Annotated in this window: 23 protein-coding genes; 12 read left to right on the forward strand and 11 right to left on the reverse strand. The window is 73.4% G+C overall.

All coding sequences use genetic code 11. The annotated features are described in order from the left end of the window. Positions 1-14: 14 nt before the first annotated feature. On the reverse strand, positions 15-1,313 hold the full coding sequence (locus ACZ6S0_RS31775) for an Ada metal-binding domain-containing protein (protein WP_465922987.1): 1,299 nt from the start codon (positions 1,311-1,313) through the stop codon (positions 15-17). Between the two features lie 113 nt (positions 1,314-1,426). Between ACZ6S0_RS31775 and ACZ6S0_RS31780 the strand changes: the two genes are divergently transcribed. The 7 genes from ACZ6S0_RS31780 to ACZ6S0_RS31810 all read left to right on the forward strand — a co-directional run bounded on the left by ACZ6S0_RS31780 (position 1,427) and on the right by ACZ6S0_RS31810 (position 8,848). Continuing rightward, a complete protein-coding gene (locus ACZ6S0_RS31780) occupies positions 1,427-2,602 on the forward strand; it encodes an MFS transporter (RefSeq protein WP_465922988.1) in 1,176 nt (391 codons plus the stop codon). 275 nt (positions 2,603-2,877) lie between these two features. Next, a complete protein-coding gene (locus tag ACZ6S0_RS31785) occupies positions 2,878-4,026 on the forward strand; it encodes an inositol-3-phosphate synthase (RefSeq protein ID WP_465922989.1) in 1,149 nt (382 codons plus the stop codon). Beyond that, positions 4,023-4,913 carry a sugar phosphate isomerase/epimerase family protein gene (locus tag ACZ6S0_RS31790; protein ID WP_465922990.1) on the forward strand — a complete coding sequence of 297 codons (891 nt, stop codon included), beginning with the start codon at positions 4,023-4,025 and terminating at the stop codon, positions 4,911-4,913. The genes ACZ6S0_RS31785 and ACZ6S0_RS31790 overlap by 4 nt, the downstream gene beginning before the upstream one ends. Continuing rightward, the gene (locus tag ACZ6S0_RS31795) at positions 4,910-5,500 is read left to right on the forward strand and encodes an EboA domain-containing protein (protein ID WP_465922991.1); all 591 of its coding nucleotides are present in this window, start codon (positions 4,910-4,912) and stop codon (positions 5,498-5,500) included. The genes ACZ6S0_RS31790 and ACZ6S0_RS31795 overlap by 4 nt, the downstream gene beginning before the upstream one ends. Then, a complete protein-coding gene (locus ACZ6S0_RS31800) occupies positions 5,500-6,354 on the forward strand; it encodes a TatD family hydrolase (RefSeq protein WP_465922992.1) in 855 nt (284 codons plus the stop codon). The genes ACZ6S0_RS31795 and ACZ6S0_RS31800 overlap by 1 nt, the downstream gene beginning before the upstream one ends. Further along, positions 6,354-7,481, forward strand: coding sequence for a metabolite traffic protein EboE (gene eboE, locus ACZ6S0_RS31805; protein WP_465922993.1), 1,128 nt, complete (start codon positions 6,354-6,356; stop codon positions 7,479-7,481). Before ACZ6S0_RS31800 ends, eboE begins: the two co-directional genes overlap by 1 nt. Continuing rightward, the gene (locus tag ACZ6S0_RS31810) at positions 7,478-8,848 is read left to right on the forward strand and encodes an alkaline phosphatase family protein (RefSeq protein ID WP_465922994.1); all 1,371 of its coding nucleotides are present in this window, start codon (positions 7,478-7,480) and stop codon (positions 8,846-8,848) included. Before eboE ends, ACZ6S0_RS31810 begins: the two co-directional genes overlap by 4 nt. On the opposite strand, the gene ACZ6S0_RS31815 is transcribed toward ACZ6S0_RS31810, so the two are convergent. Next, positions 8,814-9,506: a class I SAM-dependent methyltransferase gene (locus ACZ6S0_RS31815; RefSeq protein WP_465922995.1), complete on the reverse strand. Its 693-nt coding sequence runs from the start codon at positions 9,504-9,506 to the stop codon at positions 8,814-8,816. The two genes, ACZ6S0_RS31810 and ACZ6S0_RS31815, sit on opposite strands and share 35 nt — an antisense overlap. A 235-nt stretch (positions 9,507-9,741) precedes the next feature. Between ACZ6S0_RS31815 and ACZ6S0_RS31820 the strand changes: the two genes are divergently transcribed. After that, complete coding sequence (locus ACZ6S0_RS31820) at positions 9,742-10,203, forward strand: hypothetical protein (protein ID WP_465922996.1); 462 nt, start codon at positions 9,742-9,744, stop codon at positions 10,201-10,203. Beyond that, positions 10,200-10,835: a TetR/AcrR family transcriptional regulator gene (locus ACZ6S0_RS31825; RefSeq protein WP_465922997.1), complete on the forward strand. Its 636-nt coding sequence runs from the start codon at positions 10,200-10,202 to the stop codon at positions 10,833-10,835. The genes ACZ6S0_RS31820 and ACZ6S0_RS31825 overlap by 4 nt, the downstream gene beginning before the upstream one ends. A gap of 29 nt (positions 10,836-10,864) precedes the next feature. Here the strand turns inward: ACZ6S0_RS31825 and ACZ6S0_RS31830 are convergent, their stop codons facing one another. Further along, positions 10,865-11,830 carry a phosphotransferase family protein gene (locus tag ACZ6S0_RS31830; RefSeq protein ID WP_465922998.1) on the reverse strand — a complete coding sequence of 322 codons (966 nt, stop codon included), beginning with the start codon at positions 11,828-11,830 and terminating at the stop codon, positions 10,865-10,867. A gap of 154 nt (positions 11,831-11,984) precedes the next feature. Next, a complete protein-coding gene (locus tag ACZ6S0_RS31835) occupies positions 11,985-12,767 on the reverse strand; it encodes a CPBP family intramembrane glutamic endopeptidase (protein WP_465922999.1) in 783 nt (260 codons plus the stop codon). 75 nt (positions 12,768-12,842) lie between these two features. Between ACZ6S0_RS31835 and ACZ6S0_RS31840 the strand changes: the two genes are divergently transcribed. Further along, on the forward strand, positions 12,843-13,193 hold the full coding sequence (locus ACZ6S0_RS31840; protein WP_465923000.1) for a DUF6285 domain-containing protein: 351 nt from the start codon (positions 12,843-12,845) through the stop codon (positions 13,191-13,193). 53 nt (positions 13,194-13,246) lie between these two features. On the opposite strand, the gene mctP is transcribed toward ACZ6S0_RS31840, so the two are convergent. The 7 genes from mctP to ACZ6S0_RS31875 all read right to left on the reverse strand — a co-directional run bounded on the left by mctP (position 13,247) and on the right by ACZ6S0_RS31875 (position 22,081). Beyond that, entirely contained in the window at positions 13,247-14,917 is a 1,671-nt protein-coding gene (gene mctP, locus ACZ6S0_RS31845) for a monocarboxylate uptake permease MctP (protein WP_465923001.1), read from the reverse strand. After that, positions 14,914-15,123: a DUF3311 domain-containing protein gene (locus tag ACZ6S0_RS31850; protein ID WP_465923002.1), complete on the reverse strand. Its 210-nt coding sequence runs from the start codon at positions 15,121-15,123 to the stop codon at positions 14,914-14,916. Before ACZ6S0_RS31850 ends, mctP begins: the two co-directional genes overlap by 4 nt. A 263-nt stretch (positions 15,124-15,386) precedes the next feature. Beyond that, positions 15,387-16,322: a helix-turn-helix transcriptional regulator gene (locus ACZ6S0_RS31855; RefSeq protein ID WP_465923003.1), complete on the reverse strand. Its 936-nt coding sequence runs from the start codon at positions 16,320-16,322 to the stop codon at positions 15,387-15,389. Further along, positions 16,304-16,435, reverse strand: a complete 132-nt coding sequence (locus tag ACZ6S0_RS31860) for a hypothetical protein (RefSeq protein ID WP_465923004.1) — start codon at positions 16,433-16,435, stop codon at positions 16,304-16,306. Before ACZ6S0_RS31860 ends, ACZ6S0_RS31855 begins: the two co-directional genes overlap by 19 nt. Positions 16,436-16,646: 211 nt before the next feature. Next, positions 16,647-20,138: a S8 family serine peptidase gene (locus tag ACZ6S0_RS31865; RefSeq protein ID WP_465923005.1), complete on the reverse strand. Its 3,492-nt coding sequence runs from the start codon at positions 20,136-20,138 to the stop codon at positions 16,647-16,649. Positions 20,139-20,234: 96 nt separating this feature from the next. Next, entirely contained in the window at positions 20,235-20,894 is a 660-nt protein-coding gene (locus tag ACZ6S0_RS31870; RefSeq protein WP_465923006.1) for a TetR/AcrR family transcriptional regulator, read from the reverse strand. Further along, positions 20,891-22,081, reverse strand: a complete 1,191-nt coding sequence (locus ACZ6S0_RS31875; protein ID WP_465923007.1) for a cytochrome P450 — start codon at positions 22,079-22,081, stop codon at positions 20,891-20,893. Before ACZ6S0_RS31875 ends, ACZ6S0_RS31870 begins: the two co-directional genes overlap by 4 nt. A gap of 291 nt (positions 22,082-22,372) precedes the next feature. Here ACZ6S0_RS31875 and ACZ6S0_RS31880 point away from each other — a divergent pair, with 291 nt between their 5' ends. After that, on the forward strand, positions 22,373-24,511 hold the full coding sequence (locus ACZ6S0_RS31880) for an anthranilate synthase component I (RefSeq protein ID WP_465923222.1): 2,139 nt from the start codon (positions 22,373-22,375) through the stop codon (positions 24,509-24,511). A gap of 68 nt (positions 24,512-24,579) precedes the next feature. After that, on the forward strand, positions 24,580-25,773 hold the full coding sequence (locus ACZ6S0_RS31885; RefSeq protein ID WP_465923008.1) for an amidohydrolase family protein: 1,194 nt from the start codon (positions 24,580-24,582) through the stop codon (positions 25,771-25,773). Positions 25,774-25,881 lie beyond the last annotated feature (108 nt).

The following is a 25,881-nucleotide window of genomic DNA, read 5'->3' on the forward strand; positions in this document are numbered from 1 at the left end:
CGGCCTGCCGGCCGTCACCGGAGCCGGGGGTCCCCCGCTCGCCTCGCCTCGGTGAGCCACAGGCCGACAGTGGCGTAGGAACGCCATGGCCGCCACCGCTCGGGGTCGCCGCCGCCGAGCCGGTGCAACGCCCGGCGGGCGGTGAGGTCGGGGATGTGGACATCGGGGTCGCCGAAGCCCCGTATGAGGACGTAACCGATCGTCCACCGGCCGATCCCCGGAATCTCGCCCAGCCTCCTGCGGGCCTCTTCCCGGTCGGCGTCCCGACCCAGCGTGAAGGTCGTCGGCGGGAACGTGTGGGTGATGGACCCCACCGGCGTGGTCAGGGGCTTGCCGCGGTCGCGGACCAGTGCGGCCAGGCGGGCGCGGGCCGTACGGGAGCGCCGTCCGAGCATCATGCGGACCACGAGCTCGTCCGGATCCGGATGACCGGGTATCGCGGTGGCCGCCCAGGGCGGCAGCGTTTCGGCGATGGCGAGGCGGTCGGCGTCGAGGTCGAGCATGCGGCGGCAGCGTTGCACGGCCGCGGACAGGTCGCGCAGGTCGTCCAGGTGCAGCTCGCAGGCGATGTGCCCGGCGCCGTCGCGCAGCGCGGCCACGCCGGTGCCGTGCGGCAGCGTGAGGGACCGCCGGTAGGTGGTGCCGTCGTAGTCTTCGATGCCGGGCAGCGCGCGGGTGCCCAGGTAGGCCAGAACCGCGGGCACGTCAAGGACCGGCCGGTAGGCCAGGCGCAGCACGATCGCGCCCGGCCCGCCGGCCGGGCGGCCGCGCAGCCGGGTCGGGGTGGCGCCGCACAACTGCCGGACGGTGTCGTTGAACTGGCGAATGCTCGCGAACCCGGCCGCGAAGGCGATGTCGGCGACCGGCAGGTCGGTGTTCTCCAGCAGCAGGCGCGCCGTCCGCACGCGGTGCGCCCTGGCCAGCGCCTGTGGCCCGGCCCCCACCTCGGCCACCAACTGGCGGTGCACCTGGCGCACGCTGTAGCCCAGGCGGGCGGCCAGCCCGGCGACGCCCTCGCGGTCCACCACCCCGTCGGCGATGAGCCGCACCGCGCGGCCGACGAGATCGGCGCGGGCGTTCCAGGCGGGCGAGCCCGGCGCGAGATCGGGACGGCACCGTCTGCACGCGCGGTACCCGTCGACCTGCGCGGCGGCCGCGCTCGGGTACAGGCGCATGTTCTGCGGTTTGGGCATGACGGCCGGGCAACTGGGGCGGCAGTAGATGCCGGTGGTGGTGACGGCGACGTAGAACCACCCGTCGAAGCGGGGATCCCGGCTTTCCATCGCCGCACGGGCGGTCTCCGCGGAAATCATCGCCTTCAGGATGCCATGCCGCGGCGAGGCGATCTGGCGGGCATCGGACGGCGACGGTCGGCGGCCGATCCCCGCCAGACACCCCGTACCCGCGGCGGCCAAAGTTCATCGGCATGCGTGTTCTCCGTTCCAACACCGACTTCCGCCTGCTCTGGCTGGGTTCGTTACTGTCGCTCGTGGGCGACGGGATGACCTTTGTCGCCCTGACGTGGCTGGTGCTCGACCAGCCCGGCGGCACCGGGCGGCTCGGGCTGCTGGCCGTCTGCTACACCCTGCCGGTGTTCGTCGGCGGGCTGCTGACCGGGCCGCTGCTGGACAGGTTCGACAAGCGACATGTCCTGGCCGCCGACAGCCTCGTGCGTGGTGCCGCGATGGCGTCGATCCCGCTGGCCGCCGCGTTCGGGGAGATCCCGCACGTCCTGCCCTTTGTCGTGGCGGCGCTGTACGGGCTGTTCAAGATGGTGCCGCTGGCGGGGTTCCCCGCGGCCATCCCCGATCTGGTCGCGGAGAAGGATCGGGACGCCGCCAACGCGCTGGAGTCCATCAGCTTCAGCGTCGCCGGGATGGCCGGGCCGGCGCTCGGCGGGCTGCTCATCGGCTGGTTCGGCAGCGAGGCGGTGCTCGCCTTCGACGCGGTCACGTTCGTGGTCTTCGCCGCCGCCGCGCTGGCCGTGCGACGTCCCCTGCGCGCCGCTGAGCGGCCACCAGCGCGCTCCGGGCAACTGTCGCCGCTGCTGCGCGACCGCGTCCTGATCACCACCACGCTCGCGTTCATGGCCTTCAACATCGCGACCGGGATGTTGCTGGTCACCGGCCCGTGGCTGGCCAAGACGCAACTGGACGGCGGTGCTCAGGCCCTGGGCCTGCTGCTGGCGGCCCTGTCGATCGGCGAGCTGATCGGCTCCGTCCTGGCCGGTGCGCGACCGGGCGCATCGGGCGGGGCCGCGGGCAGGGTCAGGGCCATCGCCGTCGTCCAGCTCCTGGCCGCCGCGGCGTTCCTGGCCGTCCAGGCCCTGCCGTACGCCGGGTTCCTGCTGGTGGGGCTGTTCAGCGCGCCCATGACCGTGTGGGCGCAGTCGCTGCGCATGCGGCGTATCCCGGCGCACCTGCGCGGCCGGGGCTTCGCGATCCTGCGCACCCTGATGCAGGCCACGCCACCCGCCGGCGCCGCCCTCGTCACACCGTTGCTGGAGGCAGGCCGGCTGTTCACAGCCGTCACGGTGATGGCCGCGCTGGCGGGCGTCCCCGCACTGGCCCTTCTGGTGGGCCGACCCGCCGCCGACCGCTGACCCGGACGAAGCCATCGCGGTGCCGTGCTCAGCGAGCCAAGCCGCGCACCCGTGCGCAGGGCTTCAGACCTCCCGCAGCCGACTTCGGAAACCGGCTTCGGGTCGAACAGGTTTCGGTTCTGCCTTGAACGGCGGCCGTTTCGAGAGCATTTTAGTACAGAGTCTGATCATCTCTGTCCGATCATCCCCCTTACGCCGGCGCCCGGTGGCCGTCGGGACACCCGCCGCCCCACCCCATGGCGACGGCGGCCGCACCGCGTATGAAGGAGACCACATTGAGAACGGGAGCATGGCTGATCGGGGCCCGCGGATCGGTCGCCGTCACCAGCGTGATCGGCGCGCTGGCCGTACGGGCGGGGCTGGCCGAGCCGACCGGGTGCGTGCTGGAGTCGCCCGGCCTGCGCGACCGCGTCCTGCCCGGCATCGGCGACCTCGTCTTCGGCGGCCACGACGTCACCTCGGTCCCGCTGGACAAGAAGGCCGCGGAACTGGCCGCGGCGGGAGTCGTGCCCGCGGCGCTCGCCGGCGCCGTGCAGAACGATTTGCCCGCCGTCGAGCGGCGCGTACGGCCGCTGCCCGCCGAAGCGACCCAGGCCGCCACGGCCCAGGCGATCGCCGCCGACCTCGACCTCTTCCGCGACCGGAACGACCTGGACCGCGTCGTGGTCGTCAACGTCTCCACCACCGAGCCGGCCCCGCCGCCGCACCCGGCCCACGCCTCGCTCGGCGCGCTGCGGGCCGCGCTGGAGGGCCGGGAGCCGGTGCTGCCGCCCAGCTCGCTGGCCGCCTACGCGGCCTTCCAGGCCGGCTGCCCGTACGTGGACTTCACCCCCTCGACGGGCGCCCGCCTGCCCGCGCTCGACGAGCTGGCCCGCGAGCGCGGGCTGCCGTACGGAGGGCACGACGGCAAGACGGGGGAGACGCTGGTCAAGTCGGTGCTCGCGCCGATGTTCGCCCAGCGCAACCTCAAGGTGCGCACCTGGTCGGGCATCAACCTGCTGGGCGGCGGCGACGGCGCCAACCTGGCCAGGCCCGGCGCGAACGCGGCCAAGGCGGCCAGCAAGCAGCGCGTGCTGGCCGAGACGCTCGGCTACGCGCCGCAGGGCGAGACCCGCATCGACTACCTGGAGGACCTCGGCGACTTCAAGACCGCCTGGGACCTCGTCACGTTCGAGGGCTTCCTCGGGACCGCGATGCGCATGGAGTTCACCTGGCACGGCTGCGACTCGGCGCTGGCCGCGCCCCTGATCCTCGACCTGGCCCGGCTGACCGCCGCCGCCCACCGCGCGGGCCGCTCGGGGCCGGTGCCCGAGCTGGCGTTCTTCTTCAAGGATCCTCTCGGACCCGTCCCGCACGGGCTGGCCGAGCAGTGGCGGGCCCTGCACGACCTCGTCGCCGCCATCGGCACGGGGGACGCGCCGTGACGCCCGCGCCGATCAGGTTCGGCTACGGCACCAACGGCTTCGCCAACCACCGCCTCGCCGACGCCCTCCAGGTCATCGCCGACCTCGGCTACCAGGGCGTCGCGCTCACCCTCGACCACCACCACCTCGACCCGTACGCCGACGGCCTGGCCCGGCGGGTGGCCGGGCTCGCCGACCGGCTGCGCTCCCTCGGGCTGGCCGTCGTCGTCGAGACCGGCGCCCGCTACCTGCTCGACCCCCGCCGCAAGCACGCCCCCACGCTGCTCGACGACGACCGCGCCGAGCGGGTCGCCTTCCTGCGCCTGGCCGTCGCGATCGGCGCGGACCTGGGGGCGGAGGCGGTGTCGTTCTGGTCAGGGGTGCGCCCGGCCCACGTGCCGCAGGAGCGGGCCTGGCGGCGGCTGGTGGCGGGCTGCGCGCAGGTGCTGGAGGGCGCCGACGGGCCGCCGCTGGGCTTCGAGCCCGAGCCGGGGATGCTGGTGGACACGATCGCCGGGTGGCACGCGCTGCGCGGGGAGCTGGGGGCGCCGGACCGGTTCGGGCTCACGCTCGACGTCGGGCACTGCCGCTGCAACGAGCCGGATCCGGTGCCCGCGTGCGTGGCGGCGGTGGCGCCGTACCTGGTCAACGTGCAGATCGACGACATGCGGCGGGGCACGCACGAGCACCTGGAGTTCGGCGAGGGCGAGATCGACTTCCCGCCCGTGCTGCGCGCCCTCGCCGAGGGCGGCTACCGCGGGCTGGTCGCCGTCGAGCTGCCGCGCCACTCGCACGCGGCCCCAGACGTCGCCGCCCGGTCCCTGGCCTTCCTCCGCCGGGCCGAGCGGGAGGCCCTGCCGGAGCCAGTGTCCCAGGGCTCCGGCGCGCGGGAAGGGGGTGGCTCGTGACGGCCGGGCGGTTACGCGTCGCGCTGGAGAGCACCCCGCACTGGGCGTGGCTGGAGGGGGCGCTGGCCGAACCCGGCCGGATCGCGCGCTCCTTCGCCGCCGCGGGGCGGCGCACCAGCAGGGCCCCACTGCCGGGAGCGCCCGGCTGGACGACCGACGAGGCGGCGCGGGCGCTGCTGCTGGCCGCGCTCCCGCCCGGCCGCCGCGCCGACGCGGCCGGTGAGCTGTACCGCCACGGCGACGCCGACGAGAAGCGCGCCGTGCTCAAGGCGCTGCCGCTGCTCGGCGTGGCCGCCGAGGCGGTCCCGCTGCTGCTGGACGCCATCAGGACGAACGACGCGCGCCTGCTGGCCGCCGCGCTCGGCCCGCCCGCCGCGCACCTCGATCAGCCCGCGTGGCGGCAGGCGGTGCTCAAGTGCGTGTTCACGGGCGTGCCGCTGGCCGCGGTGGACCGGCTGGACGAGCGGGCCGACGGCGAACTGGCCGCCATGCTGGCCGCCTTCGCCGCCGAACGCGCCGCCGCCGGACGCCCCACGCCCTCCGACGCCGCCGCCCTGCTACGCCGTCTCACCAGCGAGGAGACCTGATGCGCATCTTCGACCCCCACATCCACATGACCTCGCGCACCACCGACGACTACACCCGCATGGCCGCCGCCGGCGTGCTGGCCGTGGTCGAGCCCGCCTTCTGGCTGGGCCAGCCGCGCACCGGCCCCGGCTCGTTCACCGACTACTTCGACTCGCTGCTCGGCTGGGAGCCGTACCGGGCCGCGCAGTTCGGCGTCGTGCACCACGCCACCGTCGCGCTCAACCCCAAGGAGGCCGGCGACCCGCGCTGCCGCCCCGTCCTCGACCTGCTGCCCCGCTACCTGGACAAGGACCGCGTGGTCGCGGTCGGCGAGATCGGCTACGACTCGATGACCCCCGACGAGGACGACGCCTTCGAACGCCAGCTCGCCCTCGCCGTCGAGCACGAGCTGCCCGCCCTCGTGCACACCCCGCACCGCGACAAGGCCGCGGGCACCCGGCGCAGCCTGGAGGTCGTCGCCGCCTCCGGCCTCGCCCCTGAACGCGTGACCATCGACCACCTCAACGAGGTCACGGTCGGCCAGGTGAAGGACTCCGGCTGCTGGACGGGCTTCTCCATCTACCCCGAGACCAAGATGTCGCCGCCGCGCATGGTCGAGATCCTGCGCAGGTACGGGCTGGAACGCGTGCTCGTCAACTCCGCCGCCGACTGGGGGGTCTCCGACCCGCTGCTCACCCTGGCCACCGCCGAGGCCATGCTCGCGGCCGGGTTCACCGCCGACGACGTGGACCGGGTGTTCTGGCGCAACCCCGTGGAGTTCTACGCCCAGTCCGGCCGGCTCGACCTGACCGCCGTCGCCGGGGCGGCCGAGCCCACGTTCGCGGGCAGCTCGATCAGGCGCGGCGGCTCCTGATGCGGCTGACCCACCCGTCGGGGACGACCCTGCACCTCGGCTACTGCACCAACGTGCACCCGGCCGAGGACCTCGACGGGATCATCGCCCAGCTCGACGCGTACGCCGTCCCGATCCGCGACCGGCTCGGCACCGGCGTGCTGGGGCTCGGCCTCTGGCTGGCCGCCCCCGTCGCCGCCGCGCTGGCCGCCGACCCGGCGCCGCTCGGCCGGCTCCGCCGGGAGCTCGACGCCCGGGGGCTGGAGGTGGTGACGCTCAACGGGTTCCCGTACAGCTCGTTCCAGGACCCGGTGGTCAAGCACGCCGTCTACCGTCCCGACTGGACCACGCCGGAGCGGCTGGCGTACACGCTCGACCTGGCCCGCGTCCTGGCCGGACTGCTGCCGGGCGACGCCGCCCGCGGCTCCGTGTCCACGCTGCCGCTCGCCTGGCGCGAGCCCTGGGACACCGCCATGGCCGACCTGGCCGCCCGCCGGCTCGACCGGCTGGCCGCCGGGCTGGCCGAGATCGAGTCCGCCACCGGGCGCATCGTACGCGTCGGGTTCGAGCCGGAGCCCGGCTGCGTCGTGGAGACCACCGAGCAGGCCGTCGCCCACCTCTCCCGCGTCGACACCGACCGGCTCGGCGTCTGCCTCGACCTGGCCCATCTGGCCTGCGCTTGGGAGCGGCCGGCCGGCGCGCTGAAGGCGCTGGGCGCGGCCGGGCTGCCCGTCGTCAAGGTCCAGCTCTCGGCCGCGCTGGAGACCGCCAGGCCGCCCGCGCTGCGCGAGTACGCCGAGCCGCGCTTCCTGCACCAGACGCGTACCGAGGGCGGGCAGGCCGCCGACGACCTCGGCGAGGCGCTCGAACGCGACCTGCCCGCCCCGTGGCGCGTCCACTACCATGTGCCGCTGCACGCCACCCCCGCGCCGCCGCTGGCCACGACCGTCCCGGTGCTGCGCGAGGCGCTCAAGGAGCTGGTGGGCGGGCCGGAGCCGCTGTGCGACCACTACGACGTCGAGACCTACACCTGGGGCGTGCTGCCCGCCGCCCTGCGCCCGCGGACCCCCGGACAACTCGCCGAGGGCATCGCCGGCGAGCTGGACTTCGCCCGCACCGAGCTGCGCGACCTGGGAGTGACGGCATGACCAGACTGCTCGTCCTGGACGTGGTGGGACTGACCCCGAGACTGCTGGCCCACATGCCCCGGCTGCGCGCGGTGGCCGACGGCGGCTTCCAGGCCGGGCTCGGCACCGTGCTGCCCGCGGTCACCTGCACGGTGCAGTCCACGTTCCTCACCGGCCTGCCGCCCTCCGGGCACGGCGTGGTGGGCAACGGCTGGTACTTCCGCGACCTGGGCGAGGTCTTCCTCTGGCGCCAGCACAACGCCCTCGTCGAGGGGGAGAAGCTCTGGCACGCCGCCCGCCGCGAGCGTCCCGGCTACACCGTCGCCAACGTGTGCTGGTGGTACGCCATGGGCGCCGACGTCGACTGGACCGTCACGCCCCGCCCCGTCTACCGCGCCGACGGCCGCAAGGACCCCGACTGCTACACCGACCCGCCCGAGCTGCACGGTGAGCTGACCGCCGCGCTCGGCACGTTCCCGCTGTTCAGCTACTGGGGGCCGGGCGCCGGCATCGCGTCCTCACGGTGGATCGCCGAGGCCGCGCGGCACGTCATGACCCGCCACGACCCCGACCTCACGCTCGCCTACCTCCCGCACCTCGACTACGACCTGCAGCGGCACGGCCCCGCCGACCCGCGCTCCGCGGCGGCCGCCGCCGAGCTGGACACCGTGCTCGCGCCCCTCCTGGACGCCGCCCGCGACCGCACCGTGGTCGTCCTGTCCGAGTACGGCATCACCGACGTCTCCCGCCCGATCGACGTCAACCGCGCCCTGCGCGCCGACGGCCTGCTGCGCGTGCACACCCAGGACGGCATGGAGTACCTCGACCCGTGGACCTCCCGCGCCTTCGCCGTCGCCGACCACCAGATCGCCCACGTCTACGTCCGCGACCCCGCCGACGTGCCCGCCGTGGCCAAGCTCTGCGCGTCCGTGCCGGGCGTGGCCACCGTGCTCGACCGGGACGGCAAGGCCGCGCACGGGCTGGACCATCCCCGCTCGGGCGACCTCGTCCTGCTCGCCGAGCCCGACGCCTGGTTCACCTACTACTACTGGCTCGACGACGACCGGGCCCCCGACTTCGCCCGCCTCGTCGAGATCCACCGCAAGCCCGGCTACGACCCCGCCGAGCTGTTCTTCGACCCGGCCGCCCCGGGCGCCGCCAAACGCCGCGCGGCCACGGCGCTGCTGCGCAAGAAGCTCGGCCTGCGCTACCTCATGAGCGTCGTCGGGCTCGACGCCGGGGCCCGCGCCGTACGCGGCTCCCACGGGCTGCTGCCGCGCGACGACGCCGACGCGCCCGTCCTGCTGTGCTCCGACCCGGCCGAGGCCCGCGACCGCTACGAGGCCGTCGAGGTCAAGGATCTCCTGCTGCGGCTGGCCCGCCGGTGAGGCGGCTCCCGACGTGGGCGTCCCCGATCACGTGGGAGACGTGCCAGCGGGTGAACCGGTCGAGCCGGTCGATGACGAAACCGGCCCGCCGGATGGCGGCCACCACGTCGCGGGCGGGGTGGCAGCCGCCGCTCACGCGCGCCCACACCGGGGTCACCACCGTCTCGGCCAGCGCCACGGCCGGGTGCGCGGAGCGCTGGTGCTCGTGGAAGCGCAGTTCGCCGCCCGGACGCAGGGCGCGGCGCACCTGCCGGAGCGCCGTCTCCAGGCAGGGCGCGCAGCAGAGCGCGAGCGAGCAGATCACCGCGTCGCACGAGCCGTCGGCCACGGGCAGGCGGCAGGCGTCACCGTCGAGGATCCGCACGGGCACGGGCACCTGGCCGGCCACGCGGCGGGCCGCCGCGCGCAGGAAGGGGTCGGCCTCCACCAGGACGATCTCCGCGCAGGCGGTGGGATAGCAGGTGAGCTTCACACCGTCGCCCGCGCCCACCTCCAGCACGCGTCCCGAGAGGCCGTCCATCAGCCGCCGCCGCTGCTCGGTCATCCGGCCGCCGCAGCGCACCGGCCGCGGGTGGTGGAACTGCTCCATGCCCCAGCCGACGTCGTACTCGGCCTCGGCCTCGGGGGGAAGGCTGGGATGGGGGACATGTACGACCATGACTCAAGCTTGCGCCAGATTCCCGCCCGACGGGTGACATCCCTACGCGATTCCTACGGCCCGCCGCGTAATCGCCACGCGTCCTTGACGAGTCGCGCCCCTTTTTCACCATCTGTCACTGGCGAGGCGGCCAGAGCTGATGCCGTTTCCGCAGGCAGGCAGCGCGGCCCGCCTCGGCCGGATAACCTTTCCGAGGCCCGCAGGAGGACCCGGCAGAGGGGGAGACGACACGTCGATGCTCGACCCGCACCATCGCCGCCTTCTGGGCGCCGCGACCGGCCTGGCCGCCCTCGTTCCCGTCTACTACCTCACCGAGGCCGCCGCCAGGGCCCTGCGCACCGGTGTCACCGCCTTCGACCCCGCGCCGTCCGGGCTCGGCTACCTGCTGGCGGTCGCCGCCATCGTCACCGTCCTGGCCGCCTGGCCCGCGGCCGCGCTCGCGTGCGGCGTCCCGCTCGCGGCGGCGGGCGCGCTGTTCGCGCTCGACCTCGACGCCGCCATCGGCGCGGCGGGCACGCTGCCGTTCGCCCGGTCCGGCGGGCTGCCCTGGGCGTCGCCGGACGGCGTGCCCTGGGCCGAGCCGGGCGAACCGCCGGGCACCCTGGCCGGGATGAGCGGCCTGTACGCGCTCATCGGCGCCTTCCTCGTGCTCTCGGCGCTGCTCCCGGCCCGCCGGCGATCTATCCTGGACCGGTGAGCGGGCGGGATCCGGATCGGCGCAGGGCACTGCTCGACGCGGCCGACCGGGTCATCATGAAGGAGGGCCCCGAGGTGTCGATGGCGGCCATCGCCGCCGAGGCGGGCATCACCAAGCCCGTCCTCTACCGCCACTTCGGCGACAAGCACGGCCTCTACCAGGCCCTGGCCGACCGGCACGTACGCACGGTCATCGCCCAGCTCCGCCCCCGCCTGGCCGGCCCCGGAGCCCCCAGCACCGCCGCGGCCGGTGCGGCCGACCTGCGCGGCAGGGCCGGGGCGGCCATCGGCGTCTACCTCGACCTCGTCTCGGCCAACCTCAACCTCTACCGCTTCCTGTTCCACCGGGCCGGCGCCGAGGACAGCCGGGTCCGCTCCCACATGACCGCGCTGGTCCGCAGCCTGGGGGAGGAGCTGGGCGCCGTGCTGACCGCCGAGCGGACGGTGCCCGACCCGACGCGCGCCCAGGTGCTCGGCCACGCGTTCGTCGGCATGGTGCAGACCACCGGCGACTGGTGGCTCGACCATCCCGAGGTCGACCGCGTCCAGGTGGTGGAGGGCCTGGTGGACGTGATCGTCGCCGCGCTCACCCTCCGGAGCGGCCCGGCGCCCGCCGCCCCCGGTCACGGCTGAGCGCCCCGCACGACGGTCACCGGCCGGGGTCACGGGTAGCCCTGCCGCTCGCCCAGCAGCCGCAGCAGGTCCCACTCGTTCTCGCACGCGCGCCGCCCGATCGCCGCCAGCTCCACCGACGCCGCCCCGCCGCGCAGGTGCCGCATGGTCTGCATGACGCAGATGACCCCCCACTTCAGCACGCCGAACGTCTCCCACCACCGCAGCGCCTCACGATCGACGGCCTGCCCCCCGGCCTCCTCGTAGGCGTGCAGCAGCTCGTCGTACGCGCCGAACCCGCCCACCGGCGGCCGCTCGCCGAACCGCCACGCCTTCACGCACAACCACCCCAGGTCCTCCAGCGGGTCACCGGAGTGGGCCAGCTCCCAGTCGAGCACCGCCCTGATCCCCTCGGGCCCGACGATGAGGTTGCCGTTGCGGAAGTCGCCGTGCACGACCGTGTGCCGGCGTCCCGGCGGGCGCGTGGCGGCCAGCCGGCGCAGCGTCAGCTCGAACACCGGGTGCGGCTCGCCGAGCGCGTCCAGCTCCTCCCGCCAGCGCGCCAACGGGTCCGGCGGCTCCGCCCGCGGCCCCTCCCACCGCAGCGCCGACAGCGGCATGCGGTGGATGGCGGCCAGCGCCTGGCCGCACTGCCGGGCCAGCCGGGGCCGGGCCGCCGCGTAGGCGTCGTCGCGCAAGATCCTGCGCGGGATCGTCTCGCCGGGGACGCGGGTCATGAGGATGTACGACTCCCCGCACGCGACGATCCGGGGCACCGGCACCCCCGCGCCTGCCGCCGCCCGCATCAGCCTCGCCTCGGCGGCCAGCCCGAGGCCCGCCTCCAGGGGCGCGCCGGGGGAGTCGAGCCGCAGGATCAGCTCGTGCCTGCCCCCGTCGCCGGTGCGCACGTCGAGGGCCCAGGTCTCGCGTGAGGCACCGCCGGGCAGCCGGGCGCTGGACGTGATCTCCGTCCCCGTCCCGAACGTGTCGAGGACGATCGCGTACGGATCCGTCATCGCAGGCCGGACTCCCGGTCGTCGCCGGCCGCGCACAAGCCCGGGACGCGCCGCCCGATGGCGAGCCCCTGCCCGCGGACCGGCCGGACGCCGTCGGCAACCGCGAAGCTCATGAACAGATCCCATCCCGAAACCCCGGCGCCGGTCAACGGCCTCAGGGCAGCCAGCTCACCTTGCCGTGCAGGAAGGCGTACCCGACGAAGGCGACGACGTCGATGAGCGTGTGCGCCACGACCAGCGGCATGGTCCGTCCCCACCGCTGGTACATGCGGCCGAACAGCAGCCCCATCACCACGTTCCCGACGAACCCGCCGAACCCCTGATACAGGTGGTACGACCCGCGCAGCAGCGACGACACCACCACCGCCTTCCACGGCCCCATCCCGGCCTGCCCGAGGCGGTGCAGCAGGTAGCCCGCGACCACCACCTCCTCCAGCACCCCGTTCTGGGCCGCCGCCAGCAGCAGCACCGGCACCTGCCACCACACGTCGGGCAACTGCCCGGGGACGACGGTCAGGTTCACCCCGGACGCCCACACCGCGAGGTAGAAGGCCAGCCCGGAGCCGCCGATCACGGCCGCCAGCACCGCCCCGCGCAGCAGGTCGCCACCCGGCCGCCGGAAGTCGGCGCCGATCGTCCGCATCGACTCCCCGGACCGCACCATCAGGTACGCCACCAGCCCCACCGGCGCCACCGCGATCGCGATCTGCGCGAGCTGCAGCGCCAGGTCCAGCCAGGGACGGCCGGGCGCCAGCGACCCGACGAGCACGGCCTGCTGGCCCTGCAGCTCGCGCGGGGCCGTGAGCGCCCCGATCAGCCGCAGGAACGCCATCAGGGCGCTGGCGCCGAGCGAGACCGACAGCACGACGAAGATCTCGGCCCTGATGAGTTTCGGCCCGAGCACCGGGGACGGCGCGAGGGGGGACTCTGTGTGCATGGCCGCAGACTAGTCCTTACATGATCGGACGCGAATAAATCCCAACAAACCGCCTGCCCGTGCTAAGGAGATCCTGTGACGCGCACCGACCCCCACGACGTCCCCACCGCGGCCCAGCTCGTCTCCGCCGTACGCGGCTTCCTCGAGACCGACGTGCTCCCGGCCGTCGAGGGCCGGGTCCGCCACCACACCCGCGTCGCCGTCAACGTGCTGGCCATGGTCGAGCGGGAGATGGAGCTGGGCCCCGCCCAGGCGGAGGAGCACGCCGCCCGCCTGGCCGCCCTGGGCGTGGCGGACGACGCCGAGCTGGCCGCCGCCGTCCGCGAGGGCCGGATCGCGGACGACGCGCCGTCCCTGCTCGAAGCCCTCGAACAGGCCGTACGCGCCAAGCTGGAGGTGGCCAACCCCGCCTACCTCACCGACTGAACCCTCACCGGCTGGGCCCTCGTTCGGCGGGGCCGGGCCGCGCTCCCGAAGGGTCAGTGGGAGCCGGTCGGGTCGCCGTCCTTTGCGATCGGGTCGCCGTCCTTGACGGTCGGGTCGCGCTCCTCGGCGGCCGGGTCGCGGTCCTCGGCCTTCGGCTCGCCCTCGTCGGCGAAGTAGTCGTCGCGCGCGGTCGCGTCCTGCCCGTCGGCCACCTTGGCGGCCCGGAAGACCAGCGTCCCCACGGCCGCGACCGCCAGGTTGACGATGAGCGCCAGGAACCCGGCGTAGATCGTCATCTTGGTGTCGAAGCCCAGGTTCGACAGCGCGAACGCCGAGCCGCCGAAGTGCTGCTTGCCGGTCGCCGGGTTCGGGATGAGGTACAGCATCCACATGCCCGCCGCCAGGCCGAGAGCCCAGCCCGCGATCAGGCCGCCCTTGTGGAACCACCGCGTGTAAAGGCCCAGCGCCACCGACGGCAGCGTCTGCAGGATGATCACACCGCCGATGAGCTGCAGGTCGATCGAGAACTGCGGGTCGAGCAGCAGGATGCACAGCACCGCGCCCACCTTGACCACCAGCGACACCAGCTTGGAGACGTTGGCCTCCTGGGCGTCGGTGGCGTTCTTGTTGAGGTACTCGCGGTAGATGTTGCGGGTGAACAGGTTCGCCGCCGCGATCGACATGATCGCCGCCGGGACGAGCGCGCCGATGCCGATCGCCGCGTACGCCACGCCCGTGAACCAGTCGGGGAACATCTGGTCGAACAGCACCGGCACGATCGTGTTCGTGTCGGTCTTGCCCCCGGCCGTGACCGGTTTGGTGCCCGCCGCTATGGCCATGAAGCCGAGCAGCGCGATCAGGCCCAGCACCAGGCTGTAGGCGGGCAGCGCCGACATGTTGCGCTTGATGACGTTGCGGTTCTTGGAGGCCAGCACGCCGGTGAGGCTGTGCGGGTACAGGAACAGGGCCAGCGCCGAGCCGAACGCCAGCGTCACGTACTGGAGCTGGTTGCCCGCGTTCAGGATGTAGCCGTCGCCCGGGTTGGGGGTGGCGTCGAACTTGGCCTTGGCCGCGTCGAAGATCGAGTCCCAGCCGCCCAGCCTGGCCGGGATGTAGATGACCGCGGCGAGGATGACGATGTAGATGAGCGCGTCCTTCACGAACGCGATCAGCGCGGGGGCCCGCAGGCCGGACTGGTAGGTGTAGGCGGCCAGGATCGCGAACGCGATGATGATCGGCAGGTGCCCGGTGATGCCCATCGCCTTCAGCACGGCCTCGATGCCGACGAGCTGCAGCGCGATGTACGGCATCGTGGCCACCAGCCCGGTGATCGCGATGGCCAGCGCCAGCGTCGGCGACCCGAACCGGGCCCGTACGAAGTCGGCGGGGGTGACGAACCCGTGCACGTGCGAGACCGACCACATCCGCGCCAGCACCAGGAACACCAGCGGATAGACCACCACCGTGTACGGCAGCGCGTAGAAGCCGAGCGCCCCGGAGCTGAACACCAGGGCGGGCACCGCCACGAAGGTGTAGGCGGTGTACAGGTCGCCGCCGATCAGGAACCAGGTGATCCAGGAGCCGAAGCTGCGCCCGCCCAGGCCCCACTCGTTGAGGCTGGCCAGGTCGCCGGGCCGCCGCCAGCGCGCGGCCACGAACCCCATGCCGCTGACGAGCAGGAACAGCGCGATGCACACGACCAGCTCGGTCGTGTGCCCGCTCACCTGGTCATCCTGTAGACGATGGTCGTGGACACCACGCCCACCGCGATGAACGCGATCTGCAGCCAGTAGAAGAGCGGGAAGCCGAACAGGCGCGGCTCGTCGGCGTTGAACAGGAACGTCAGCAACGGCAGCACGATCGGCAGGACCAGCAGCCAGTTCCACGGGCTGCGGTCGGTGCGTGGCTGCCCGGGTTCCCCGGTAGTCATCGACCCTCCGATGAGTGGATCAGAAGCCGGTTGTCACCGGCCCTGACTTCTTGTCAAGGGAGGAGATTAGCTTTACGGGGGTATTAAGCAGAATGTCGTGGATGTTACGGTTTGGCCTAAATGTCGAGATATCGTCTCGGCATGTGAGACGCCGTGATCGGGCGCACCGATCGCACCCTAACGACGCCCACGGCGTTGGCGGATCCTCGATCGGTGAGTGGTCGCTTACCCGCGCCGAACGGTCGGCTCCACGGGCCGCCGGCTCAGTCGTACAGGCGGGCCATGCGGGCGGCGGCCTGCGCGGTCATCGCCCGCAGCTCCGGCGGCCCCAGCACCTCCGCCTCCGGCCCGAACCGCAGCACTTGCGAGAACGCCACCGACTCCACCGCCAGCCGCACGGTGCCGTCGGGCTGGAGCGAGTCGAGCGCGTCCGCCAGCGCCGCGGGCTCGGCGATGTGCCGCAGCATGCGCACGCCCAGCTCGGTGAGCCGCAGCGTGATCACCTCCCGCAGCAGCGACCGCTGGAACTCGGCCGACTGCTCGGCCCAGAAGGCCGCCAGGTCGAAGCCCGGCTCCCGGTCGAACGTGTCCTCCAGCACGGTGATCTCGCCGAAGCGGGGCACCCGGAAGATCAGCGTCCGGGTCTTCAGCCGGGCCACCAGATACCAGGCGCCCGCCTTGAGCACCAGCCCGTACGGCTCCAGGACGCGCGGCTTGTCCTTGTACACGGCCGCGACCCGCCGGTCGGTCCACACGGCCCTGGCCAGCGGGGCGAGCGCGGCGGGCGGCGGGGCGCCGCCGACGAACCAGCCAGGCGCGTCCAGATGGAAGCGCTGGGCCGCGGTCTCCGGTGCGTCGCGCAGGGCGGGGGAGAGCCCGGCGGCCGCCTTCAGCCGGGCCGTGGCCGCCACCTCCTGCAGCCCCATCTCGCGCAGCGCCCCCGGCACCCCCGACAGGAACAGCGCCTCCGCCTCGGCCCGGTCGAGCCCGTTGAGCCGGGTGCGGAAGCCGTCCAGCAGCCGGTAACCGCCGCCCCGCCCCCGGTCGGCGTAGACCGGCACGCCCGCCGCCGACAGCGCCAGCATGTCGCGGTGGACCGTGCGTTCGGAGACCTCCAGCTCCTCGGCCAGCTCGGCCGCCGTCATCCCGCCCCGGCCCTGCAGCAGCAGGACCAGCGACATCAGCCTCGACGCGCGCACGGCGGCGGCACCACGGCCGAAGGCCGGTCGGGGGAGTGGGCGGAGCCGCCCGCGCCGACGGGGTCGCCGGTGCCGGGATCGGCGTCGAGGGACCGCGGCCGCACGTGTCTCATGTACCAAGCAGTAACAGATGCCGAGGGATGCTCGGTACCCCGAGGGCGTCCGCCGCGGCCCGGCCGAGCCCGGCCGCGAGTCAGGAACGGCCGCGAGGCGGGAACGGCCGCGGGGCGGGAACGGCCGCGGGGCGGGAAACGGGCCCGCCCCCCAGCCACAGGGGACGGGCCCGCTCACTCACCGGGTCCGCTCAGCCGCGGGCCCGCGAACCTACGGGGTCGCCCGGTCGGGGCGCTCGGTGATGCGCAGCGCGTTGACGATCGTCGCGCCCTCCCGGGTCGCGAACCGCACGTTGAGCTGCCCGTCGGTCACCTTCACCGTGTACTGCCTGGACACCGCCGTGTACGTGCCCGCCTCCAGGGCCAGGTCGAGCGCCGGGATCGCCAGTTGCCCCTCGACCAGCACGTCGAAGACGCGCTTGCCCATCTGCGTGTTCTTGATGTCGGCGAAGTCCAGCTCCACCGTGTACGTCCCGGCGGGGACGCCGTCGAACCGGTACTCCAGCATCGACTCCCTGGCCGTGCGGAACAGCGTCTGGTCGGCGGTGCCCGCGATGGTCCTGGACGTGCTCTGCGTACGGTTCTGGGTGGCCACGTAGCCGTGGCCGCCCTGGACGTACTTCCTGTCGGCCGTCCAGGTGTCACCGGCGGCGTCCACGGCGTTCCTGGTCGCGCCTGCGTCGATGGCCACCTGGTGCTTGGGCACCACGACCGTCACCGTGACCTCGATGGTCGGCTGCCGCCCGCTGGCGGACTTGACCAGCAGCTTGCCCGTACGGAACGTGCCCGGCGCCACCCCGGCGCTCGACACCGCCACGTTCAGCGTCGCCTTCTGCCCCTTGGCCAGCTCGCCCGTCGTCGGCGTCACCGTGAACCACGACTCGCCGCTCACCGTGTACGGCGTCGCCGTGCCCAGGTTCGTCAGCTCCACCGTCCGCGTGCGGTTGGCGTCGGCGGGCAGCACCACGGTCAGCTCCGCGACCGACGCGCTCACCCGGCCCGTGACCAGCGCCGTGTCGATCCGCGTCACCGAGGCCGCGGCCACCGTGACCGGCTGGGTGAAGGTGCCGTAGTGCTCCTTGGCCACCTCGACGTCGTAGTCCCCGGCCAGCACCTGGCCGTAGAAGGCGCCGTCGGCGCCGGTGGTGAGCGTGGCCACGTCGCCGACCTTCACCGTGGCCCCGGCGACCGGGTCGCCGTCGTTGGCGTCGGTGACCTTGCCGGTGACCAGGCCGTGCCGGCTGGCCCGGAACGCCAGGCCCTGCCCGGTGGACAGCACCGGCTCGTTGAAGGAGTACATCAGCGCGTCGTTCCCGGCGGCGTTCTCGATGCCGATCGTGGCCTCGGAGCCCCGGTCGCGCGCGCTCTCGATGTCCTTGTACCGGAAGGCGATCGAGCCGTCCTCACCCAGCAGCGCCGCGAACGACACCCGCTGGGCCGTCTCGCTGTAGAAGCTGACGTTGCGCCACTCCACCACGAACGTCCGGTGCGGCGCGGTGCCCGTCACCGCCGTGTACACTCCTGCCTGCGCGTCCACCACGAGGTCGTCCCAGTACGGGTAGAGCGCGTTGTTGGGCGTGCCCGTCGTCGGCAGCCGCCCGTTGCTGCCCGTCGTGACCCGGTCGTTGGCGAACGTGACGAACCCGTTCGTGCCGATCCACGCCCGGCCGTAACCGGTGCCGTAGTACGGGACCGGGAACGGCAAAGTCACCTGCACGGCCTCGTCGTCGCCGGTCAGCGCCAGCTTCTCGGCGCCGGACGGGAACTGCTGCGCGCCGACGGAGCAGGTGTAGCCGAAGTTGTCGCCGCGCAGCGGCAGCTCGATGTCCTCGACCACGTCACCGGCCACCGTGACGGCCGCCCTCGCGCCGCTGGAGCAGCGGGAGGCGGGGGTCACCACCAGCTCGTACGACCCCTGCGGCAGCGTCAGCCGGTAGCGGCCCGACGCGTCGGTCACCGCGCTCACCGGCGTGCCGGAGGCGGCCACGGTCGCGCCGGGCTCCGGCGTGCCCGCCGTGGTGACCGTGCCGGAGACCGTCCCGCCTGGCAGCACGGTCAACGACACGTCGGCCGTCGCGCCCTGGTCGGCGGCGATCGTCACGTCGGCGGCGGACGCCTCGTAGCCGAAGCGCTCCGCGGTGAGCCGGTAGTCGCCCGGCAGCAGGCGCGGGATGGCGTACCTGCCGTCCGCGCCGGTGACCACGCTACGGGTCAGCGGCCCGGTGACCGTGACCGTCACCCCCGCCAGCGGCTCGCCGCCCGAGGTGACCACGCCGGACAGGTCGCCCAGGCCCTCCTCGGGGGCGGCCAGCACGGCGGCGTGGGCGTCGAGCCGGCCCTCGCCCCACACGTTGTTGTCGGCCGCGGTGCCGCCGCAACTGGTGTCGGAGACGTCCACGGCGGTGGTGTCCAGCAGCGGCCTGGTGGCGGCCACGTCGCCCTGCAGGCGCGGCGCGGCCGACCAGATCAGCGCCACCGTGGCCGCCACGTGCGGCGAGGCCATCGACGTGCCGGTGTAGCTGTCGTAGTCGTTGCCCGGGGTCGAGGAGCGCACGTTGACGCCGGGGGCGGCGATGTTCGGCTTGATCTCGCCGTTCTCGCCCTCGCCCTTGCTGGAGCGGGAGTACAGGGCGTTGTTGACGTCGAAGGCGCCCGCGCTGTACGAGGTCACGTACTGGCCGGGCGAGCCGCTGGTGCGGCAGGCCGGGCCCTCGTTGCCGTTGGAGAAGGCCGGGAAGATCCCCGCCGCGACCCACGCGTCGACGACCTCCTTGTAGAACGGGTCGAACCCGTTGCCGCCCCAGGAGTTGTTGACGATGTCCGGCGCCAGGTCGGGGCGCGGGTTCTGGCCGTTCAGGTCGGTGGGCCTGACCACCCACTCCCCGGCCGCCAGCAGGGAGGCGTCGGTGCAGGTGTTGACCTCGCAGCCCTTGGCCGCGATCCACTTCACGCCGGGCGCCACGCCGATGCCGTTCGCGCCGGCCATCGTGCCCATGGTGTGCGTGCCGTGGCCGTTGTTGTCGCACGGCGCGGGGCTCGAGCAGACGCCCGCCGGGTCGAACCAGTTGTAGTCATGGGTGTAGGAGCCGTCGGGGTTCCTGCCCCGGTAGCTCGCGGCCAGGTCGGGGTGGTCGAACTGGACGCCGGTGTCGATGTTGGCGACCACGATGCCCTCACCGCGGTTGCCCAGCTCGTCCCAGACGCGCGGCGCGTTGATCCGGTCGATGTTCCACTCGACGGCGTTGATCCTGGCCTGCGCCGTGCCCTGGTCCGGCTTGGGGAGCGAGACGGTGCGGATCGGGTCGATGCGGTCGACCTCCGGCAGCTTGGCGATCTCGCCGGCGAGCTTCTCGTCGGCGGTCACCTTGACCGCGTTGACGATCCAGTAGGGGGTGTAGTCGGCGTTGCGAGAGTCGAGCAGCTTGCGCAGGCCCTCCTGAGAGGTCTTGGCCTGCTCTTCCTTGGCCTCGAAGACCATTTCGGCCTTCGTCTCCTTCGCGACGGCCCGGCGGGCGCCGCTCAGGTCGGCGCTGCCCTTCATCCGGACCCAGAAGGTGGCCTTGTCGTCCTGCGCGAGCCGCGCCTGGACGGTCGCGTCGATCTTGCCGGGGTCGGGCGCCGCCTGCGCCGCGGCCTGCGGGGCTAACAGACAGGCGGCGACGATCCCGGCCAGGATCGCGCGTAAGCGAGGGGTGTGGGGCACTGGCTCTCCTTCACGACAGCGTGAGAGGTGATCTTTACGTCTCTGCCGAGAAGGGTGAAGAGATCTTGTCGGGAAAGCAATAGGTGTCGTGAAACGTTACTCAGCCAGTCGAATCGAGATATGGTCGGCTGAAATGTCGCCGGACGCCGTGGTCAGGTCTTTTTTCACTTCGCCGGGCGCGGCCCGGTAGCCGACCTGCCTCATGACGGCCGCCAGGTAGGCGGCGATCCGTCCGGGGTCCTCGTCGTCGGGATAGCTGCTGACGTGGTGCACGACCGCCGCCGTCAGCATCTCCTGCAGCACGTCGAGGTCCACGTCACGGGGGAGCCGCCCGAGGTCGCGGGCCTGGCGCAACATCGCGCGCACCATCGCCGCCCGCCGCCCGCCGTTGACCATCCGGTAGGTGGACACCAGCTCGGGGTAGTCGTCGCGGCTGCCGAACAGGCGGCGCAGCAGGCGCCGGTGGCGGGGGACCGCCAGGTACGCCGCCCAGTCGCCGAACATGTGCTCCACGTCGCGCCACCCGGTGAACTCGGGGTCGTGGTCGTGGTTGGCCCACTCCAGCGTCCGCACCAGCAGGGCCGTCTTGTCGGCGAACCTGCGGTAGACCGTCGCCCGCGTCACCCCCGCCCGCCTGGCCACCTGCTCGATGCTGGCCTGCCGCGCGCCCTGCTCGATCAGCACGTCGAGCGCGGCGGCCATGATGGCCAGGTCGGCCTCCTGGCTGCGCGGGCGGCCCGCCGGGCGGGTGGTCATGGCGCGTCCCAGGTGACGGGCAGCCGGTGCACGCCGTAGATGAGCATGTCGGTACGGAGCGGCACCTCCTCCGGCGCCACCGCCAGGCGCAGTGACGGGAACCGGGCGAACAGCGCGGGGAGGGCCGCCCGCATCTCCACCCGGGCGAGCTGCTGGCCCAGGCACTGGTGCACCCCGTGGCCGAAGGCGACGTGCCCGCCGCCCGCCCGGCCCAGGTCGAGCTGGTCGGGGTCGGGGAAGCGGCCGGGGTCGCGGTTGGCCGCCTGGAGGGAGAGCGTGACCGTCTGCCCGGCCCTGACGGGCTCGCCGCCCAGCTCGACGTCCTCCAGCGCGGTGCGTACGAGGAAGGGCACGATGCTCAGATACCGCAGCAGCTCCTCCACCACCTGCTCGGCCCGCTCCGGCTCGGCGCGCAGCACGGCCGCCTCCGCCGGGTGCCGCAGCAGCGCGAACGAGCCCAGCGAGATCATGTTGGCGGTGGTGTCGAGGCCGGCGCCGAGCAGCATGAACCCGATGTTGGTCAGCTCCTCGTCGGTCAGGTCGCCGCCGGTCAGCCCGCTCAGCAGGTCGTCGCCCGGCCGCGCCCGCTTGGCCCCCACCAGCTCGCCCATGTGGGCTCGCATCGCCAGGTAGGCCGGGATCTTCTCCTCCTGCGGGAGGTCCGCGCGCATGAGCGTGGCGCTCTGGGCCATGAACGACGCGCGGTCCTCCTCCGGCACGCCGAGCAGCTCGCAGATCACCACGGCCGGGATCGGCGCCGCGAACGCCGCCACGAGGTCGGCCGGCGGGCCCTGCCGCTCCATGGCGTCCAGGTATCGCGTGGTGACCTCCTCGATCCGCTCGGTGAGCTGCCGCATCCTGCGCACGGTGAACTCCCCGGTGAGCAGGTGGCGGTAGCGGGTGTGCTCCGGCGGGTCGGTGGAGACGAACATTCCGGGCGGCGCGGGCTGACCGGGCTCGCCGCCCGGGCCGGTGGGCAGGTGCCGCAGCTCCGACCGCGCGCTGAAGCGGCGGTCGGCCAGCACCTCGCGTACGAGGGCGTGGGAGGTGACCAGCCAGCCCACGTGCCCGTCGGCGTAGGTGAGGGGGGTGACGGGGCTGCGCCCGCGCAGCTCGGCCAGCTCGGCGGGCGGGTCGAACGGGCCGGGCCGCCCGGTGGGCAGTGTGATCGCCTCGGTCTCCGTCATGGGGGTCTCCTTTCGACCGGCGAATACACAAATACAGTACAGCTCTGTATTGCAATCCGCGCACCGGCCCCCCGGAACCGGGGTCACCGCGCGGGGGTGGCGGGTCGCGTTGCGCGATCATGGTCCGGCGGTTAACCTGGGCGGTATGCGAAGTCACGCTCAGCTCCAGTGGTGGCGCCGCTCCTAGGCGGCGCGTGTTTCGCATTCCTCAACGGACGGCCGCCCCGGATGGCGGCCTTTCTCGTGTCCGCCCCCGGGGCTCGATCATTTGACGTGGTGAAGGGGCAGGAAGTGGAGACGAGCGGATATACCACCGCCGGGGGCATCGGCGTCGAGCGCGAGACACGCGAGGTGGACGAAGCCGCCCTCGAAGAGATCGTGACGGCCCTCGCGGAGCGGCGCGGCGGCGCCTTCTCCTCCGGCATGGACTACCCGGGCCGTTACAGCCGATGGGCCTTCGGCTACGTCGATCCGTGCGTGGAGCTGGTCGCCAAGGGCCGCACCATCGCGGCGTCCGCACTCAACGAGCGCGGCCGGGTCGTGCTGCCCGCCATCGCCTCCTGCCTGCTGGCCGCGGGCAAACCGGTCACCGAGCCCACGGCCGACCGCGTCGAGGTGCACGTGCCCGAGCCCGGCCAGGATGCCGACGACCTGCTGCCCGAGGAGATGCGCAGCCGCCGGCCCACTGTCTTCACCGCCATCCGCGAGGTCATCGCCGCGTTCCGGGGCGACGACCCGCACCTGGGGCTCTACGGGGCCTTCGGCTACGACCTGGCCTTCCAGTTCGAGCCCATCCGGCAGGAGCTGGCGCGCCCCGACGACCAGCGCGACCTGGTGCTGCACCTGCCCGACCGGATCGTGGTGATCGACCGGCAGCGTGAGTCCTGCGTCGAGCACCGCTACGAGTTCGTCGTTGACGGCGCGAGCACCCGCGGCCTCGAGCGCACCGGCGACAGCGCCGCCCCCGTCACGCCCGCCGAACTGCCGCGAAACCCGGCGAAGGGCGAATACGCCAAGGTCGTGGCCGCCGCCAAGGAGAAGTTCAAGCGCGGCGACCTGTTCGAGGTCGTGCCCGGCCAGGTCTTCCACGCGGCCTGCGCCGACCCGCCTGCCTTCTACCGCGGCCTGCGCAAGAGCAACCCCGCCCCGTACGAGTTCATCATCAGCCTCGGCCAGGGCGAGCACCTGGTCGGCGCCTCGCCCGAGATGTACGTACGGGTCAACGGCGACCGCGTCGAGACCTGCCCCATCTCCGGCACCATCGCCCGCGGCAGCAACCCGGTCGAGGACGCCGAGGCCATCCGCACCCTCCTGTCCAGTGTCAAGGAGGAGTCGGAGCTGACCATGTGCACCGACGTCGACCGCAACGACAAGTCGCGCATCTGCGTCCCCGGCACCGTCAAGGTCATCGGCCGCCGCCAGATCGAGCTGTACTCCCGCCTGATCCACACGGTCGACCACATCGAGGGCAGGCTGCGTCCCGAGTTCGACGCCCTTGACGCCTTCCTCACCCACATGTGGGCCGTCACGGTCACCGGCGCGCCCAAGACGTGGGCCATGCAGTTCATCGAGGACCACGAGGCCACCACCCGCCGCTGGTACGGCGGCGCCATCGGCTTCATCGGCTTCGACGGCTCCATGAACACCGGCCTGACCCTGCGTACCGCGCAGATCAGGGACGGCGTGGCGACCGTCAGGGCCGGGGCGACGCTGCTGTTCGACTCCGACCCCGAGTCCGAGGAGCGCGAGACCGAGCTGAAGGCCAGCGCCCTGCTCGGCGCCCTGGCCGCGGTCGGCCAGCCCGACACCGTGCCCGTCGCCGAGCCCAGGCCGCAGCCGGGCCAGGGCATGAAGGTGCTGCTCGTCGACCACGAAGACTCCTTCGTCAACACGCTGGCCGACTACTTCCGCCAGGAGGGCGCCGACGTCGTGACGCTGCGCCACGGCTTCCCCGCGCACCTGCTCGACGAGATCGCGCCCGACCTGGTGGTGCTCTCGCCCGGCCCTGGCTGGCCGACCGACTTCGGCATGTCGGCCCTGCTGGAGCAGATCTACGCCCGCGACCTGCCGGTGTTCGGCGTCTGCCTGGGGCTGCAGGCCATGGTGGAGCAGGCCGGTGGCACGCTGGAGCTGCTCGACTACCCCGAGCACGGCAAGCGCGGCCGGGTCGCCCGGCTCGGCGGCGGCGCGCTGCTGGAGGGCCTGCCGGAGGAGTTCACCGCGGCCCGCTACCACTCGCTGCACGCCAAGCGGGCCGGGGTCGTCGGCTTCACCCCGACCGCGCTGACGCCCGACGGCAACGTCATGGCCATCGAGGACACCGAGCGGCGGCGCTTCGCCGTGCAGTTCCACCCGGAGTCGATCCTGACCCAGGAGGGCGGCGCGGGCGCGAAGGTCATCGCGAACGTCCTGCGCCTGGCACGCAGATAGGACCGCGCCTGGCACGCGGATGGGAAAAACCCGGGCGGGAGCATGCGGGGCTCCCCTAGAGTCTCCGCATGCTCCCCGTAGACCTACCCGACACGGTGCGTGACGCGCTGCTGGCCCCGCTCGTCGACCACCACTGTCACGGGGTGCGCCGCGACGACCTGGGCAGAGCCCAGTTCGAGCTGCTCATCGGCGAGGGCGCGAGCCCGGCGCCGCCGGGCACCACCCACTTCGACACGCCGTTCGGCGCGGCGGTGCGCCGCTGGTGCGCGCCGCTGCTCGACCTGGAGCCGCACGCGCCGCCCGCCGTCTACCTGGCCCGCCGGGCCGAGCTGGGGGCGGGCGAGGTCAACCGGCGGCTGCTGGCCGGTGCGGGCGTGGTGGCGTTCCTGGTCGACGGCGCGCAGGAGGACGTGCCGGGCGACCACACAGGGGAGTTCCCCGAGGCGGCGGAGCTGCTGGGCGCCGCCGAGATGGGCCGCCACGGCGGCGCCGCCGCCGACGAGCTGGTACGGATCGAGCGGATCGAGCGCGACGTGGCCGAGACCGCGCAGCTCGCCGTCGACTACCTCGACGACCTCGGCGAGGAGCTGGCCGTCAGGGCCGCCAGGGCGGTCGGGCTCAAGACGGTCATCGGCTCCCGGTACGGGCTCGACCTCGACCCCGTCAGGCCGTCCAGGGGCGCGGTGATCGCCGCGGCCAACCGGCGGCTGGCCGACCCCAAGGAGCGGCTGACGGACCCGGTCCTGCTGCACTACCTGCTGTGGAGCGCGGTCGACGTGGCCAGGGAGCGGGGGCTGCCCATGCAGTTCCACACCGGGTTCGGCGGGCCGCCGGGGCGCGGGGCGGCCGAGCCGTTCCGTGCCGACCCGGCCAGGCTGACCGCGTTCGCGGGGGCGTTGCAGCCGCTCGGCGTGCCGATGATCCTGCTGCACTGCTACCCGTTCCACCGCCAGGCGGCGTACCTGGCCGGGGTCTTCCCGCACGTGTACGTGGACGTCGGGCTCGCGCTGCCGCACACCGCCGCCGCCTCGGCCCGGGTGGTCGACGAGCTGCTGGAGCTGGCGCCGTTCCACAAGCAGTTGTTCAGCTCCGGCTGCCGCGGTCTGGCCGAGACCGGCTACCTGGGCGCGCTCTACCACCGGCGCGCGCTGGCCGCCGCGCTCGGGTCGCGGGTGGCGGCGGGGGAGTGGAGCGCCTCCGACGCCGCCAGAGTCGCCCACATGATCGGCTCCGGCAACGCCCGGCGCGTCTACCGCCTGTGACCTGGTGCCCGGACGCGCCGTTGGATCGTCGGAGGCAGGGGTGCCGGAGTCGCGCGCGACGGCGCGACCTGGTTTGCTTGGGCCGTCACACTCCCAACCGTCACATTG

It is taken from the genome of Nonomuraea sp. NPDC051298 (assembly GCF_055586305.1).